The sequence below is a fragment of the Rhodoferax sp. BLA1 genome (genome assembly GCF_013416775.1).
Lineage (GTDB): Bacteria > Pseudomonadota > Gammaproteobacteria > Burkholderiales > Burkholderiaceae_C > Rhodoferax.
Genome location: NZ_SZVI01000012.1, coordinates 33,637 through 48,842, shown reverse-complemented (window position 1 = coordinate 48,842; position 15,206 = coordinate 33,637). Strand labels below are relative to the sequence as shown.

Sequence of the window (15,206 nt, the reverse complement as noted above, 5' to 3'; positions counted from 1 at the left end):
GTGCCAAACGATCACAGCGCAGGGCGCCAGGCACCGCTGTCGATGCCAGACACCAGGTTGTTCACCGCATCGCGAATCGCCAGATCAAGCACCTTGCCATTGAGTGTGGAGTCGTAACCGGCTGTGCCCCCAAAACCAATCACTTCGCGCTCGGACAAGCTGAACTCACCCGCGCCTTGCGACGAGAACACCACTTCTGACGTCAGCGTATTGACAATGTTGAGGTTGACCTTGGCATAGGCAATTTGTGTTTTGCCGCGTCCCAAAATACCAAACAACTGCCTGTCACCCACGTCCTTGCGACCAAACTCCGTCACATCACCGGTGACAACAAACTCGGCACCCTTGAGGGTCTGCGATTTTTTCTGGAGTTCGGCTTCTTGTTTGATTTCAGCCATGTTGGTGCGATCCAGCACGTTGAAACGACGACTCTGCTGCAAATGTGTGACCAAAATGGTCTGGGCCTGACCGCCTAAACGGTCCACATTATCAGAAAAAACACCGCGCATGAAGGACGAACGGTTGTCAAATTTCCCGACAGAGATGGGCGTCCGTTTGCCGCTGTATGTTTGAGCGGCAGACTCCACTTTCTGAACGGCGATCGTTCTGGATTCTTCTTGATGTGCACAACCGGCGAGTGACAAAACCGCGGCCATGCACCATGACAAATAAATCGACCTCTTCATATCAAACCAACCCCTTGTTACTTCGCCCGGCGGACATTGAGCGGTTGCTCAATGCGTCCACGCGGGCGCAAAATAATGTAACAAGGTATTTACAGAAGTCAGTTGACGGGTGACAGATTGATCACACTTTGGCCCAAAAGTTGTCATGGATCATGTGCTGGGTGGCCTGCGGTGCAACACCCGTCGAAATTCAGACGCGGCCTGTTTGGCAAACCCAAAAATTTCACAAAACGCCGCATGGGTGTGGCGCGATATTCCGCCAAATTGGCGGCGATCAAAGAAAGATCACGCGCAGCCTGAGTACGACTGCTCTATTTTTAATAACACTCAGCCCTTTATAAATAAGGGTTGAGAACACTTTTTACTGAAAAGCCACCTCGGCAAAACTGCGCAGCTTGCGGCTGTGGAGCTGGTCCACACCCTGTTCGCGCAACAGCTCCAGCGCACGCATGCCAATGCGCAGGTGCTGGTCCACCCGCTCACGGTAGAAGTGGTTGGCCATCCCGGGCAGTTTGATTTCGCCATGCAGCGGTTTGTCGCTCACACACAAGAGCGTGCCGTAGGGCACCCGGAAGCGAAAACCATTGGCGGCAATGGTGGCGGACTCCATGTCCAGGGCAACGGCGCGGCTCTGGCTGAAGCGCCGTTGTGGGCCGTTGTCGGGCAGCAGTTCCCAGTTGCGGTTGTCGGTCGAGGCCACGGTGCCGGTGCGCATGATGCTTTTGAGCGCCGCACCTTTGAGCCGGGTGACTTCAGACACCGCGGACTCCAGCGCCACCTGGATTTCTGCCAGCGCCGGAATTGGCACCCACAGCGGCAACTCTTCGTCAAGCACATGGTCCTCGCGCACATACCCGTGAGCCAGCACGTAGTCGCCGAGTTGCTGGGTGGTGCGCAGGCCAGCGCAGTGGCCGAGCATGATCCAGGCATGCGGGCGCAACACCGCGATGTGGTCGGTGATGGTTTTGGCATTGGCCGGGCCGACGCCGATGTTGACCATGCTGATGCCACTGCCGTCGGCGCGCACCAAGTGATAGGCGGGCATTTGCGGCAAGCGTGGCGGTGGTGTGCCGGTGCTCTGTGGCGCGACGCCATCCGCAGCAATTCGGCGGGTCACGACATTGCCAGGCTCGACAAATGCTATGTATTCACTAGCTGCATCCCCCATGGCAGCGTGCCCTAGGGCAATAAATTCATCAATGTAAAACTGGTAGTTGGTGAACAACACAAAGTTCTGGAAATGCTCGGGCGCGGTGCCGGTGTAGTGGCGCAGGCGCTGCAGCGAGTAGTCGACGCGCGGCGCGGTGAACAGGGACAGCGGTTGCGGCTCACCACGGCTGGGTTCGAAAGTGCCGTTGGCAATGCCGTCATCCATGGCAGCCAGATCGGGCAGGTCAAACACATCACGCATGCGGGCGCGGCGTTCCGCCGTCAGCGTGCCTTCTACATGTTCGTTGTCAGCAAATGAGAAGTGCACCGGAATCGGCTGGGTGCTGGTACCCACTTCGAGCTCCACCTGGTGGTTGTCGAGCAACAGAGTGAATTGTTCCAGGTAGTACTTGGCATACAAGTCGGGGCGGCTCAGCGTGGTCTCAAAACGACCGGCCCCAGACACAAAACCGTAGCTCAGCCGCTTCGCCGCACCCGAGCCCTGGCGTGCCATGGTCTCGGTCTGCACCCGCACAAAGGGGTAACACGCGCGTACATGGCCGGGCATCTCCTCGCCCGCCACATAACGTTGCATGGCCTGGCGCAAATGTCCGATGCTGTTGTCGTAAATCAGCTGCGCTTGGGCCAGCGCGGCGGCTGGGTCGGTGAAACGCAAAGGGGCAATAAATTCTGGCAGGTAAGGCATAAGGACAGGGGCTGCTGTGTCGTCGAACTTTTGCACAAATCCATCAATGCTGCGATAGATCATGCTGGACGACGATCTGGGTCAATAGAATCCGCCTCCCATTTCGCGGGCCATCGGCTCCCGGGGTGGTCAACTATCTTATCAATGTACAGAAACAACAGCATGTCAGAGCAAAAATTGGGTAACAACAGCGTCACACAACAAAAATTGGGTAATCCTGCCGTCGCTGGTCTGGGAGGGTTTGGACTGGCCACCATGGTGCTCCAGTTCCACAACCTGGGTTGGATGGGGCTGGGGCCGGTCATCTGGATCGGGCTGATTTTTGGCGGTCTGGCGCAGATGGTGGCCGGCCTGCAGGAGATGAAAACCGGCAACAACTTTGGTTATTGCGCTTTCACCGGTTACGGCGCCTTCTGGATCTCGCTGGTGCTGATGCTGCTGGGCAACCAGTTCGACATCTACCCGGCCAGCACCACCGACATCGGCTGGTTCATGGTCGGCTGGACACTGTTCACTGCCATCCTGTGGGTCGGCGCCATGCGCATCAGCAGCGCCCTGGCCATCGTTTTTACCCTGTTGCTGATCGGCTTTGTACTGCTTGATCTGGCGCACTTTGGCTACCCCGAAATGACCGTGGTGGCCGCTTATGAACTCATGCTGACCGCACTGAGCGCCTGGTACGTCATGGCGCACATTGTGTTTGCCGATGTGTTTGGTCGCGATGTGCTTCCCGTTGGCAAGCCCTGGTTACGCGCATAAGCACAGACCTTGTCAAACCCTGCGGGGCCATCCACGGCTGATGGGGCCAGGCCAGCGCTGAGGTGCTGGCCGCCGAGCATGAACGGGCTGAGCTGTTCTGCCCCCGCGACAAAGGGATTCAGAGAGGGTTGCAAGGTCGGCATCTGGCCCCATGTCTGTCACACAGAGTCACCACGACAGACAGCGTGCCCCAGGCCCACGCGTTGGGCGCAGGCTCCGAACCGGTGCAAAAACTGCCATACTGCCTGCCGTTTTGCCGATCACACAAGAATCCCATGCTGAAATTCACCTGTTGCAACCAAGTCCGCCAGTTTTCCGAACCCGCCCAAGCCCATCTGTTGCGCGGCATCCAGCGTGGTTACGAGCGTGAATGCCTGCGGGTGGATCGCGTCGGGCAACTGGCGCGCACACCCCACCCGGCGGCACTGGGTGCCAAGCTGACACACCCCTGGATCACCACCGACTACGCCGAGGCGCTGCTCGAATTCATCACCCCACCCTCCACCGACCCGGCCTACCCACTGGCTTTTCTCAAGGACATCCACCGCTTCAGCGCGCAACAGCTCGGTGGTGAATTTTTGTGGGCGGGCTCCATGCCCTGCAAGATCGGCGAAGACGCTGACATCGCGATTGCCAACTACGGCCGCTCCAACGCGGCACGTTTTAAAGAGGTGTACCGCGAAGGCCTGGGCCTGCGTTATGGCCGCGCCATGCAGACCATTGCCGGCGCCCACTACAACTGGTCGCTGCCCGATGCCTTCTGGCCGGTGTTACAGGACTGCTGCCAGTCCAAGGAGCCGCTGCAGGACTTCATCAGCCGCCGTTATTTCGGCCTGATCCGCAACTTTTTGCGTTTTGGCTGGCTGATTCCCTACCTGTTTGGCGCCTCGCCGGCCTTGTGCAAGTCGTTTTTGCAAGGCCACCCGAGTGACCTGACCGAGCTGAGCCCGGGCACCCTGTACGGCCCCTACGCCACCAGCCTGCGCATGAGTGACCTGGGTTACCAGAACCACGCCCAGGACAAACTCGCGATCGGCTTCAACTCCCTGACGGAGTACACCCAAGGGCTGGAAGCAGCCATCCGCACCCACGACCCCTACTACGCCGAGATGGGTGTGCGCGACGGTGAGCGTTGGAAACAGCTCAGCGACTGCGTGTTGCAGTTGGAGGCCGAGTTTTACGCACCGATGCGCCCCAAACGCATTGGTCTCCAAGGGGAACGCCCGGCGCTGGCGCTGCAGACCTACGGTGTGCAGTATGTGGAGATGCGGCTGTTTGACCTGAACCCGTTTGTGGACATCGGCATCACACCCGAACAAAGTCTGTTTGCCGACGCGCTGCTGCTGATGTGCCTGTTCCGCGACAGCCCGCCGATCACCAGCCGCGAACAAGGTGAAAACGACGAGAACAAACACCGTGTGGTCACCCGTGGCCGCCAGCCGGGTCTGCACCTGCTGGTGCACAACCGCGAGCAGCCCTTGCAAACGCTGGCGCACGAGTTGTTTGACGAGATGCTGCCATTTGCAGCGATGCTGGACACCACCTACGGCGGCCAGCAGTACGCCGTGGCCCTGCAGCGCCTGCGCCAGCGTATTGACCAGCCGGAACTGACCCCCTCGGCCCAGGTGGTCGAAGCCATTCGGCAACACGGCAGTTATTTCAACTTTGCGGTCGAGATGTCCCGCACCCACACCCAAAACCTGCAGTCCACACCCCTGCCCAAAGAGGTTGAGGCGCGCTTTCGGGCCAGTGTGCAGACCTCGCTGGCCGAGCAGGCAGACATTGGTGCCCGCACCGAAACACCGTTTGAGGACTTTGTGGCCGCGTATTTCGCCTAAACAGGCTCCTAAAATCGCTCCTTTACCTTCAAGGTTAAGGAGCTGTTTCATGATGACTTCCCGTTTTGCCAAAACCAGCCTGGCGGCCGCCCTGCTGATCACTTGGGGTGCCTCTTTTGCTGCCACGGTTCCGCCCGGCGTTCAGTTACATGCCAAGCAGGAAATGGTGCGCAACAACGGTTCCGAGCCCGACACCCTGGACCCGGCACGTGCCGAGGGTGTGCCGGCCAACAACGTCATCCGTGAACTGTTCGAAGGCCTCACCGCAGCCGATGGCGCCGGCAAAATTGTGCCCGGCGTGGCCGAGAGCTGGAAACAGACCGAGCCCACCACCTGGGTCTTCAAGCTGCGCCAGAACGCCAAGTGGTCCAACGGCGACCCCGTCACCAGCGACGACTTTGTTTATGCCCTGCGCCGTTTTGTGGACCCCAAGACCGCTTCGGAATATGCATCTTCTTTTGGCATCTTCTTTCTCCATGGCAAAGACATCGTGGCTGGCAAATTGCCACCCACCGAACTGGGCGTGAAGGCGCTGGACAAACACACGGTGGAAATCAAGACCCCGTACCCGGTGGCTTTTATGCCCGACCTGCTGACCAACACGCAGTTGGGCCCGGTGCACAAGGCCACGGTTGAAAAGTTTGGCAAGGACTGGACCAAACCCGCCAACATCGTCGGCAACGGCGCCTTCACCCTGACCAGCTGGGAAGTCAACAGCAAGATTGTGCTGACCAAAAGCCCCACCTACTGGGATGCCAAAAACGTGCAGCTGACCAAGTACACCTACCTGGCAGTGGAAGATGGCAACGCCGACGTCAAGCTGTTTGAGTCCGGCGAAAACGACATGGTCTACCAGTTGCCCCCCGGCACCTACGAGAAGTACAAGGCCCAGTTCCCCAAAGAGATCCGCAATTCACCAATGCTGGGGCTGCGGTATTACTCGTTCCTCAACACCGACCCGCTGCTGAAAGACATCCGTGTGCGCAAAGCCCTCTCGATGGCGATTGACCGCGACATCCTGGCACAACGTGTCACCGCCGACGGCCAGGTCCCAGCCTACGGCGTGATGGTCAAAGGCATCAACGGTGCCGATGTCACCAGCTATGACTGGGCCAGCTGGCCGATGGACAAACGTTTGGCTGAAGCCAAAAAGCTGCTGACGGAAGCCGGCGTGGCAGCTGGTACCAAGCTCAAGTTCTCGTACAACACCAGCGACTACCACAAGAAGATGGCGATTTTTGCCGCCTCGGAGTGGAAATCCAAACTCGGGCTGGATGTGGAACTCGAAGCCATGGAGTTCAAGGTGCTGATCAAAAAACGCAACGACGGTGAGTACCAGATCGCCCGCAACGGCTGGATCGCCGACTACAACGACGCCACCACCTTCTTGACCCTGGTGCAGTGTGATTCTGACCAAAACCAGCAAAAGAACTGCAACCGCAAGGCCGAAGCCCTGATTGACCAAGGCAATCAGAGCGCCGACCCGGCCAAACGCAAGGCGCTGCTGACCGAGGCCGCCAAAATGATCATGGACGACTACCCGATGCTGCCGCTGCTGCAGTACACGGTGCCGCGCCTGGTCAAGTCGTATGTGGGTGGCTACACCGCCACCAACAGCCTGGACCGTTACCGCGCCAAAGACCTCTACATCATCAAGCACTAAACGCTTGCTTCCCCTCTGCCGCCGCCAGCTTGAGACCTCAACTGGCGGCGATTTTCTGGCCGGTGTGTGTCACAAGCACCCACCCGGCCCCCTGTTACTGGAGATTGGCTGATGTGGACCTATGCCCTGCGACGCCTGCTCGCGGCGATTCCGACGCTGCTGGCGGTCATTACCCTGTGTTATTTGCTGCTGCACCTGACCCCGGGTGGGCCGTTTGACTCGGAACACAAGTTATCCGAGGCGGTGTTGGCCAATTTGCAAGCCAAATACCATTTGAATGAACCCTTGTGGAAGCAGTACCTGCTCTACCTCAACAGCCTGTTGCACGGTGACCTGGGCGCCTCGTTCCGGTATGAAGACTGGAGCGTCAACGACTTGGTGGCCAAAGCCCTGCCAATCTCCGCAGCCATTGGCGGCGGCTCCTTGTTGATCGCCTTGTTTGTGGGCGTGGCGCTGGGCACCCTGGCCGCTTTGAAGCAAAACAGCGTGGTGGACTACTTCACCATGCTGCTCAGCAGCATTGGCAGTGTGTTCCCCTCCTTTGTCATCGGGCCGATGCTGATTCTGGTGTTTGCGATCTGGTTCAAGCTGGCCCCCTCGGGTGGCTGGGACGCCTTTTCACCGCGCTACATGGTTTTGCCGATGGCGCTGCTGGTGTTCATCAACGTGGCCACCATCGCGCGCGTCATGCGCGGCAGCATGATCGAAGTGCTCAGCAGCAACTTCATCCGCACCGCCCGAGCCAAGGGTTTGCCGATGTCTACCTTGGTGCTGCGCCACGCGATGAAACCGGCGTTGCTGCCGGTGGTCTCGCTGATCGGGCCGCTGGCGATCTCAAGCATCACCGCAGCGGTGGTAACCGAGTCGGTGTTTTCACTGCCCGGCCTGGGCAAACTCATTGTCAACGGCGCCGGCAACCGCGACTACACCCTGGTGCTGGGCCTGGTGGTCCTGATCACCGTGGTCACCGTGGTGTTTAACCTGCTGGTGGACCTGGCCTATGCGCTGCTGGACCCCAAGATTCGCTACTGAGCCGCACACACCATGATCTTCAAAAACAAAAACGACGCCCTGGTGGCAACGCTGAGCCAGGCGCTGGAAGCCGACATCCAGGGCCACAGCCTCTGGTACGCCGCCCGTGTGCGATTCATGCGCAACCGCGCTGCGGTGTTCAGCCTGGTGCTGCTGGCCCTGATCACGCTGGCCTGCATTTTTGGCCCGATGTTGCTGCCCAATGCCTTTGACAGCACAGACTGGGACGCCATGAGCCAGGGGCCGATGCTCAAAAACATGCACTGGTTCGGCACCGACGAATCGGGTCGTGACCTGCTGGTGCGCTGCCTGGTGGGTGGGCGCATCTCGCTGATGGTCGGGCTGATGGCGACACTGACCTCGGTCAGCCTGGGTATTGCCTGGGGTGCCACTGCCGGTTTTCTGGGTGGCAAAGTCGATGCGGTGATGATGCGGGTGGTCGACATGATGTACGCCGTGCCCTACCTGCTGATCGCCATCCTGATGGTGACCCTGCTCGGGCGCGCCTTTTACCTGGTGGTGATCACCATCACCGTGTTTTCCTGGATGGACATGGCGCGGGTGGTGCGCGGCCAGACACTCTCCTTGCGTTCCAAGGAGTTTGTGGAAGCGGCACGCGCCATTGGTGTGCCCACACGGCGCATCATCTTCCAGCACATCGTGCCCAATTTGCTCGGCATTGTGGTGATCTACACCACCGTCACTGTGCCGGGCGTGATCCTGACCGAGTCGGTGTTGTCGTTCCTGGGTCTGGGTATCCAGGAACCCATGACCAGCTGGGGTGTGCTGATCCACGACGGCACCCAGGTCATGGAAATCTCGCCCTGGATTCTGATTTTCCCGTCGCTGATGTTGTCGGCTGCGCTGTACTGTTTCAACTACATCGGGGACGGCCTGCGTGACGCGCTGGACCCCAAAGACCGATAAGAGGCCACTGCATGAAACTCCTTGAAGTGACCGATCTGGCGGTCCAGTTTGCCACCCAGGACGGCACCGTCTACGCCGTCAATGGCCTCAACTTTGCGCTCGACAAGGGCCAGACCCTCGGCATTGTGGGCGAGAGCGGCTCGGGCAAAAGCCAGACCGTGCTGGCCCTGATGGGCCTGCTGGCACGTAACGGCCAGGCCAGCGGCCAGGCGCTGTACCAGGGCAAAAACCTGCTGACCCTGCCCGCGTCTGAGTTGAACCAGATCCGCGGCAACCGCATGGCGATGATTTTTCAGGACCCGATGACATCGCTCAACCCCTACCTGACGGTGGAGCGGCAGATGACCGAGGTGCTGCAGTTCCACAAAGGGCAGGACCGCGCCACGGCCAAGGCGGCTTCGGTGCGTATGCTCGACGCAGTGCGTATCCCCGAAGCAGCCAAACGCATCAACATGTACCCGCATGAGTTCTCGGGCGGCATGCGCCAGCGCGTGATGATCGCCATGGCTTTGTTGTGTGAGCCCGAGGTGCTGATTGCCGACGAGCCCACCACCGCGCTCGACGTGACGGTGCAGGCCCAGATGCTGACCCTGCTGCGCGACTTGCAGCGCGACTTTGGCACCGCGATTGTGCTGATCACCCACGACCTGGGAGTGGTGGCCGGCCTGTGTGACCAGGTGGTGGTGATGTATGGCGGGCGTGTCATGGAACAAGGCAGCGCGCATGAACTCTTCAAAACTGCGACCCACCCCTACACGCTGGGCCTGCTCAAGGCCGTGCCACGCATGGACCGTGACGACGAATCGCTGCTGGCCATTCCCGGCGCGCCGCCCAACATGGCGCACCTGCCCAAGGGTTGCCCGTTCAGCCCACGCTGCAGCCTGGCAGACACCCAGTGCCAGACCCAGCTGGCTACTCTGCAGCCCATGCCAGCGGCCACACACCACTTGCGCGCCTGCCACCGCGACAGCGCCATCGTCAGCCGGGAGCTCGCCCATGGATAAGCAACAGACCCCGATCCTGTCGGTACGCGACGTCAAGGTGGCGTTCCACTTCAAGGATAAGAAAGACTGGCCGTGGTCAGCGCCGCGCAGCCTGAAGGCCGTCAACGGCATCTCGTTTGACTTACATGCCGGGGAGACCCTGGGCGTGGTGGGTGAGTCCGGCTGCGGCAAGTCCACGCTGGCGCGGGCCCTGCTGAACCTCAACCCCGCCAACTCCGGCAGCATCCGCTGGATGGGCCAGGAGATGCAAGGTGCCTCACCAAGTGCCTGGATGGCGGTGCGCAAAGACATCCAGATGATTTTCCAGGACCCGCTGGCCAGCCTGGACCCCCGCATGACGGTGGCGCAGACCATTGCCGAGCCGCTGCGCACTCATTACCCGCAGATGAGCAAGGACGAGGTGATGGAAAAGGTGCGCGCCATGATGGGACGCGTCGGCTTAACACCGCAGCAGATCAACCGCTACCCGCACGAGTTCTCGGGCGGCCAATGCCAGCGCATCGGCATCGCGCGGGCGCTGATCCTGTCGCCCAAGTTGATCGTCTGTGACGAGCCGGTGTCGGCGCTGGACGTGTCGATCCAGGCGCAGATCATCAACCTGCTCAAGGAATTGCAAAAAGAGCTGGGGCTGGCGCTGATTTTCATCGCGCACGATTTGGCGGTGGTGCGCCACATCAGCCACCGCATCATGGTGATGTACCTGGGCCGGGCGATGGAGTTTGCCGAGAAAAACGCGCTCTACAACGACCCGCGCCACCCCTACACCCAGGCGCTGCTCTCGGCCATCCCGATCCCCGACCCGGAGCTCGAGCGCGGCAAGGCAATTCAGCTGTTGCAAGGTGATTTGCCCTCACCGATGAACCCGCCCTCTGGCTGTGTGTTTCGCACCCGCTGCCCCAAGGCGCAGGCCCAATGTGCCGAGACCGTACCCGAGTTGCACACCAGCGGCGCGGGCACGCAGGTGGCCTGCCTGCTGGCCTGAGTTATCGATCAAATCAGGCTGTAGCCTTTATACTACAAGGGCTACAAGCTATTTACTATGTAGCAGAACAACTGTCCGGCCTATGGGATGTAGCTGCTACCCTTTTCATGAATGGCAGGGGGTTCCCCCAGTGCGGACCAGGAACAGATGGCCCTGCAGGTTCTCAGAAAAGGCGGGGGTCGAATGTGAACGGATTTCTTTCAATGGTCACTTTGACTTTTTGATACTGCGGGTGAAGCGGATTGATGAGTAGGTTCATTTCCTCTGGCTCAACGAAAGACGGAACCCAAAGGCCCAGGCAGGAGACACCCGACAACCAGTTCATCCCAATGCGCTGGGTTGTTGCTTCATCGCTGCGCCAGCTCGCAGGTAGCCCCAGGCTACTCACATCGAGCAATGTCACGCCTTTGGGTAGCTCAAGCCGCATCAGCGCCTGATTTTTAGGATTTGAGCCATTGACGTGAACCCGCTTTTCCAGTTGCGCCAGGGAGCGGGTTGATGCACCGTAGACAACTTGCTGAGGGCCCTGGGTGTGCCAGCGACCGTTGCCCATGGTGGCCCCCAAGCCCAAAGTGGCACGCAGCGCGGACTCTGCCGGAGCAGGGTTTTCACAGTAACCGATTCGCCAGACTGTGGTCAAACAACACCGCCGTATTTGATGGCCACCAAGATGTCTTTGACGCGCTGCATGCCGTAGGCAGATGCAGCGGTTTGCATTGGCGTTTCCCCGTCCAACATCGGATGCGGCTTGAGAAGCCATTGAGATGCCTCATCCTCCGTCTCAAAGATGTCAGCGGCCATTTCATCGAGTTCAAGCAGGCGCAGCATGCCTTCCGCAGAATGGGTGGGCAGGAGTAGCCCTTTTGCCGCGCGGCGATTGGCGGTCGTCCGATCCAAATCCAGATACTGAACAAGCACACCTTTGGGTAGTCGAAGGACTTCACTCAAGGGGTCAATGGCTTTGCTGGAGATGCCTCGCTTGACAATTTTGTGCGCGACTTCACTGCTGAATCTGCCAAACTTGATGTCTCCCCTTACCAAGGGGGCAAGCGGGGCGTTTTCAGACCCAGCGCTGGCAACATATCCCCAGACTGTTGAGCGAGCTTTGCTTCGGGCCTTGGCGGACGGAAGGGATGAGGGTTCACCTGTAATCATGATGCAATTACATCATGCAGTCGGTGCATTTGCAACCAATGTGGGCATTCGCTGGGTATCAGTGGCAAGCATTTACCGTGTATCCGCCCCAGGCTGTGTGTTTCGCACCTGCTGCCTGAGGGCGCGGGCACGCAGGTAGCCTGCTTGCTGGCCTGAGTTATTGGTCAAATCAGGCTGTAGCCCTTATATAACAAGGGCTAACAGCTATTAAATCAATAACAACCGAACGATCAGATCAGGCCCGCAGCTGACCCAGCACCGCCAGCACCGGCTGCAACACACTGGCGCCCAGGCGTTTGGAGCGTTCACCGTTCCAGCCGACCTGCGGGTCGGGCAAGTTGGCGTTGTCCTTGAATGGCATCTCGATGGTGAAAGCCAGGCAGCCAAACTGCTGGCCGATCCAGTTGGTGGCCAGCGTCAAATTGGCCTCGCCATGGCGGCCGCGCGGGTAGCCGTGTTTGATCTGGAAGTCCGGGCTGGCCGCTAACCAACTGGCCTTGAAAGCCTCTTCAAGCGCAGCGATACGCGGGCTGTAACCGGGGGTGTCCTCGGTGCCGACCACAAAGTTGTAGGGCAGGCCCTCGTCACCATGGGCGTCCAGGTTCAGGTCCACACCGACTCCCAGCATCTTCTGGCGCACCCAATACACCTCGGGGGAAGTCTCCAGGCTCGGTGTGGCCCACTCACGGTTCAGGTTGGCACCGGCGGCGTTGGTGCGCAGGTTGCCACGCACAGCGCCGTCCGGGTTCATGTTGGGCACAACGTAAAACACACACTGGTCCAGCAGCACGCGGGAGACCGGGTCGGCCTCGTCGAGCAGGCGCTCCAGAAAACCCTCGACAAACCACTCGGCCATGCTCTCGCCGGGGTGCTGGCGGGCGATCAGCCAGATCTTTTTGCGTTGTGCCAACGGCACCGGGCTCTGGGCGTTGGTGAGCTGCAGCAGGGTCATGTCGCGGCCATCCACGCTGGCGCCCAGGCGCTCCAAGGTCACATGTTCGGAGTTGGCGGCCGAGCCGATCAGGTCCAGATGCCGTTCATACGAATACGGCTCGAAGTAGGCCAGGTAGACGCTGTTGCCCGCCGGGGTGAAGCTGGTGCTCAGCACCTGGCCGTCAAAGTGGGTGTCGAGCCGGAACCAGTTCTGGTGGTCGTAACTAGCGACCACGCGGTAATCCGTCCAGCCTTTGGGGTAGGCGCTCTGGCCTGCGTTGACAAAGTTCAGCCGCACCGGCACACCGGCGGCGCCTTGCAGGCAGAAATAAAACCACTGAGCGAAGTCGCTGGCGTTGTCGGCGCGGATCTTGAGCTGGATATCTTGCGGGTCGACCAGGCTGACAACCTCAATGGCACCAGCGTCAAAACTGGTGGAAATGTGGAGCGGATGCATAGAGCCCTTCAAATTACTTGATTTTAGAAGTCGACACATTCCACACGAGGCAGAAACACTCAAGTGACGGAGTTTTGCGCCGATAAGTCGTTAAGGCACTTGCCTTGTCCTTGTGGGAGACACATTCATGAACATCACCAGCTCATCCGTTGTACAAGCCGCCAGCCAGGCGGTCCAAAATGTCGGCACCGGTGTTGCTGCAGCGCTGGTGCTCAAAAAGGCATTGGACGCCGACAGCTCGGTCGCCCAAACCCTGCTGCAGTCTGTGCCCGCTGTGGCACCGGTGCTGGCCGTCACAGGCGCCATTGGCACGCTGGTCAACGCGTTTGCCTGAGTTATCCATCAAATTGGCCTCTAGCCCTTATAGATAAAGAGCTGATAGCTATTTTTACGATAGCTACCTGCTTACTCCACCACTTTGACCCACTGCCCCGGCTTGGGCTCACCACCGGTATAAAAACCGTTGATCAGGCGAAGCTGCTGCTGCGCACTGGGCAGCGGTGACACACGCGCCAGTTCGGCAAAACCACCACGCGGGTAGGCCACGTTTTTGATCGTCCAGGCGCGGGCGGCGGTTCGCTCAGCCGAACTCAAAGGCCGGAAACTGCCTTGGGCCTGGGCCAAAGCGGCCTGGGCCGCACGCAAGGCGGCACTTTGACCGGCCGGGCGCAACAGATACAGCCGGTCTTGCGGACCACTGACCAAAGTGACATCCAGCGGCTGGCTCTGGCCCTGGGTCGTGGTGCGGCTGCCAACAAAATGGGTGGCCGGCAGGCCGTTGAGGGTCAAACGTTCCACCTTGCCCTGACTGGGCTGGAGCAGCTTGCGGATCACCTCCTCGTGGGTTTTGCCAGCCGTGGGCGGCGCCACCTGGACCAGCAGGGCGGCATCCCCGGTGGCGTTGACCACGGCCAGTTGCTCGGCCTCGTTCTGGATCTGCCAACCCGCCGGGGCGGTGAGCGCAAACCCCAGCACCGGGTGGTAGAAGTTGGGGCCACGCGTGAGCCCCTGCTCGGCACTCTCACCAAAAGGCAGGCCACGCAGCACTTGTAAATAGCGGTCACGCCCTTCGTCGCTGTAACTGCCCTGGTACTGGGTCGCCAGCTGGGTGATCTGTTGCAGCCGGGCGTCGTTGCTCGGGTGCGAAGCCAGCCAGCTGTTGCCCGTCGGTGCCGGTCGACCGGCGGCACGGGCCTGGTCCGCGGCAAAACGCTCCTGGTCTTTGAGCACACCAATCACCCGGACCATGTTGCGCGGATCGTAGGCGCTGCGCGCCAGGTACTCGGCGCCCAGGCCGTCGGCTTGTAATTCCTGCTCGCGCCCATACGAGGCCACATACCCTGCCGCAGCGGTTTGCGACACCTGGCTGGCCAGCCGCCCGGCACCATTGACACCCTGACTCTCCAGCACCGCGCCCAACACCGTGGCAGCCAACACACCCAGGCCCGCATCCTGCTGGCGCGTGGCGCGCTGGGCGCCGTGGCGGGCCGTGACGTGGCCAATCTCATGGCCCATGACCCCGGCCAACTCGGCTTCGGTCTGCAAATAAGCCATGATGCCGCGTGTGACATAGACATAACCACCTGGCAATGCAAAAGCGTTGATCTCGGGGCTGTCGAGCACGGTGAAATGCCAGGTCAGCTGGTCCCGGTGCGACAGCTTGGCCAGGCGTTGCCCCAGGTTGTTGACATAGGCCTGCACCTTGGGGTCTTTGACCACACCGTACTCCTGCAGCACCTGCTGGTGCGCCTTGGCACCCTCGGCCAGCTCGTCCTGCTCACTCATCACTGAGCGCTCGGTTTGCCCCGTGACCGGGTTGAGCACCGCACTGCCGCAGCCGGTGAGCAGTGCGGTTGCGAGCATCAAGGGAATCAGGGTGTTGCGCATAGAGGCCTTCTGAAATGAACTGTTTGTA

General features: G+C 60.2%; 13 protein-coding genes and 1 pseudogene. 8 read left to right on the top strand and 6 right to left on the bottom strand.

Annotation, left to right across the window (positions count from 1 at the left end):
- Nucleotides 1-11: 11 nt before the first annotated feature.
- Together FDG13_RS13020 and FDG13_RS13015 are read right to left on the bottom strand one after the other, a co-directional pair.
- Nucleotides 12-686 (bottom strand): CsgG/HfaB family protein, encoded by a 675-nt coding sequence (locus FDG13_RS13020; RefSeq protein ID WP_180128368.1) that lies wholly within the window; start codon nucleotides 684-686, stop codon nucleotides 12-14.
- Between the two features lie 361 nt (nucleotides 687-1,047).
- A complete protein-coding gene (locus FDG13_RS13015; RefSeq protein ID WP_180128366.1) occupies nucleotides 1,048-2,541 on the bottom strand; it encodes an AMP nucleosidase in 1,494 nt (497 codons plus the stop codon).
- Nucleotides 2,542-2,703: 162 nt separating this feature from the next.
- Here FDG13_RS13015 and FDG13_RS13010 point away from each other — a divergent pair, with 162 nt between their 5' ends.
- The 7 genes and pseudogenes from FDG13_RS13010 to oppF all read left to right on the top strand — a co-directional run bounded on the left by FDG13_RS13010 (nucleotide 2,704) and on the right by oppF (nucleotide 10,746).
- Entirely contained in the window at nucleotides 2,704-3,300 is a 597-nt protein-coding gene (locus FDG13_RS13010) for an acetate uptake transporter (protein WP_218942723.1), read from the top strand.
- A gap of 275 nt (nucleotides 3,301-3,575) precedes the next feature.
- Nucleotides 3,576-5,138 carry a glutamate--cysteine ligase gene (gene gshA / locus FDG13_RS13005; protein WP_180128362.1) on the top strand — a complete coding sequence of 521 codons (1,563 nt, stop codon included), beginning with the start codon at nucleotides 3,576-3,578 and terminating at the stop codon, nucleotides 5,136-5,138.
- 49 nt (nucleotides 5,139-5,187) lie between these two features.
- Nucleotides 5,188-6,801, top strand: a complete 1,614-nt coding sequence (locus FDG13_RS13000) for a peptide ABC transporter substrate-binding protein (RefSeq protein ID WP_180128360.1) — start codon at nucleotides 5,188-5,190, stop codon at nucleotides 6,799-6,801.
- A 111-nt stretch (nucleotides 6,802-6,912) separates the two neighbouring features.
- Nucleotides 6,913-7,833: an oligopeptide ABC transporter permease OppB gene (gene oppB, locus FDG13_RS12995; RefSeq protein ID WP_180128358.1), complete on the top strand. Its 921-nt coding sequence runs from the start codon at nucleotides 6,913-6,915 to the stop codon at nucleotides 7,831-7,833.
- 22 nt (nucleotides 7,834-7,855) lie between these two features.
- A pseudogene (locus FDG13_RS12990) lies at nucleotides 7,856-8,760 on the top strand (ABC transporter permease subunit); the annotation flags it as partial.
- A gap of 11 nt (nucleotides 8,761-8,771) precedes the next feature.
- Nucleotides 8,772-9,764, top strand: a complete 993-nt coding sequence (locus FDG13_RS12985) for an oligopeptide/dipeptide ABC transporter ATP-binding protein (protein ID WP_180128353.1) — start codon at nucleotides 8,772-8,774, stop codon at nucleotides 9,762-9,764.
- Complete coding sequence (gene oppF / locus FDG13_RS12980; RefSeq protein WP_180128351.1) at nucleotides 9,757-10,746, top strand: murein tripeptide/oligopeptide ABC transporter ATP binding protein OppF; 990 nt, start codon at nucleotides 9,757-9,759, stop codon at nucleotides 10,744-10,746. The genes FDG13_RS12985 and oppF overlap by 8 nt, the downstream gene beginning before the upstream one ends.
- Before the next feature lie 163 nt (nucleotides 10,747-10,909).
- Here oppF and FDG13_RS12975 read toward each other — a convergent pair whose 3' ends face one another.
- The 3 genes from FDG13_RS12975 to FDG13_RS12965 form a co-directional block, all read right to left on the bottom strand.
- A complete protein-coding gene (locus FDG13_RS12975; RefSeq protein WP_180128349.1) occupies nucleotides 10,910-11,386 on the bottom strand; it encodes an RES family NAD+ phosphorylase in 477 nt (158 codons plus the stop codon).
- A complete protein-coding gene (locus tag FDG13_RS12970) occupies nucleotides 11,383-11,901 on the bottom strand; it encodes an antitoxin Xre/MbcA/ParS toxin-binding domain-containing protein (protein ID WP_180128347.1) in 519 nt (172 codons plus the stop codon). Before FDG13_RS12970 ends, FDG13_RS12975 begins: the two co-directional genes overlap by 4 nt.
- A gap of 235 nt (nucleotides 11,902-12,136) precedes the next feature.
- Nucleotides 12,137-13,291: a carboxypeptidase family protein gene (locus tag FDG13_RS12965; RefSeq protein WP_180128345.1), complete on the bottom strand. Its 1,155-nt coding sequence runs from the start codon at nucleotides 13,289-13,291 to the stop codon at nucleotides 12,137-12,139.
- A gap of 127 nt (nucleotides 13,292-13,418) precedes the next feature.
- Between FDG13_RS12965 and FDG13_RS12960 the strand changes: the two genes are divergently transcribed.
- Complete coding sequence (locus tag FDG13_RS12960) at nucleotides 13,419-13,625, top strand: putative motility protein (protein WP_180128343.1); 207 nt, start codon at nucleotides 13,419-13,421, stop codon at nucleotides 13,623-13,625.
- Nucleotides 13,626-13,696: 71 nt separating this feature from the next.
- Here FDG13_RS12960 and FDG13_RS12955 read toward each other — a convergent pair whose 3' ends face one another.
- Nucleotides 13,697-15,178 (bottom strand): M48 family metalloprotease, encoded by a 1,482-nt coding sequence (locus tag FDG13_RS12955; protein ID WP_180128341.1) that lies wholly within the window; start codon nucleotides 15,176-15,178, stop codon nucleotides 13,697-13,699.
- Between the last annotated feature and the right edge of the window lie 28 nt (nucleotides 15,179-15,206).

Excerpts from the sequence above, each read along its gene's own strand:
- FDG13_RS13020 (WP_180128368.1), bottom strand. The coding sequence starts at position 686 with ATGAAGAGGTCGATTTATTTGTCATGGTGCATGGCCGCGGTTTTGTCA.
- FDG13_RS13015 (WP_180128366.1), bottom strand. The coding sequence starts at position 2,541 with ATGCCTTACCTGCCAGAATTTATTGCCCCTTTGCGTTTCACCGACCCA.
- FDG13_RS13010 (WP_218942723.1), top strand. The coding sequence starts at position 2,704 with ATGTCAGAGCAAAAATTGGGTAACAACAGCGTCACACAACAAAAATTG.
- gshA (WP_180128362.1), top strand. The coding sequence starts at position 3,576 with ATGCTGAAATTCACCTGTTGCAACCAAGTCCGCCAGTTTTCCGAACCC.
- FDG13_RS13000 (WP_180128360.1), top strand. The coding sequence starts at position 5,188 with ATGATGACTTCCCGTTTTGCCAAAACCAGCCTGGCGGCCGCCCTGCTG.
- oppB (WP_180128358.1), top strand. The coding sequence starts at position 6,913 with ATGTGGACCTATGCCCTGCGACGCCTGCTCGCGGCGATTCCGACGCTG.
- FDG13_RS12985 (WP_180128353.1), top strand. The coding sequence starts at position 8,772 with ATGAAACTCCTTGAAGTGACCGATCTGGCGGTCCAGTTTGCCACCCAG.
- oppF (WP_180128351.1), top strand. The coding sequence starts at position 9,757 with ATGGATAAGCAACAGACCCCGATCCTGTCGGTACGCGACGTCAAGGTG.
- FDG13_RS12970 (WP_180128347.1), bottom strand. The coding sequence starts at position 11,901 with ATGATTACAGGTGAACCCTCATCCCTTCCGTCCGCCAAGGCCCGAAGC.
- FDG13_RS12965 (WP_180128345.1), bottom strand. The coding sequence starts at position 13,291 with ATGCATCCGCTCCACATTTCCACCAGTTTTGACGCTGGTGCCATTGAG.
- FDG13_RS12960 (WP_180128343.1), top strand. The coding sequence starts at position 13,419 with ATGAACATCACCAGCTCATCCGTTGTACAAGCCGCCAGCCAGGCGGTC.
- FDG13_RS12955 (WP_180128341.1), bottom strand. The coding sequence starts at position 15,178 with ATGCGCAACACCCTGATTCCCTTGATGCTCGCAACCGCACTGCTCACC.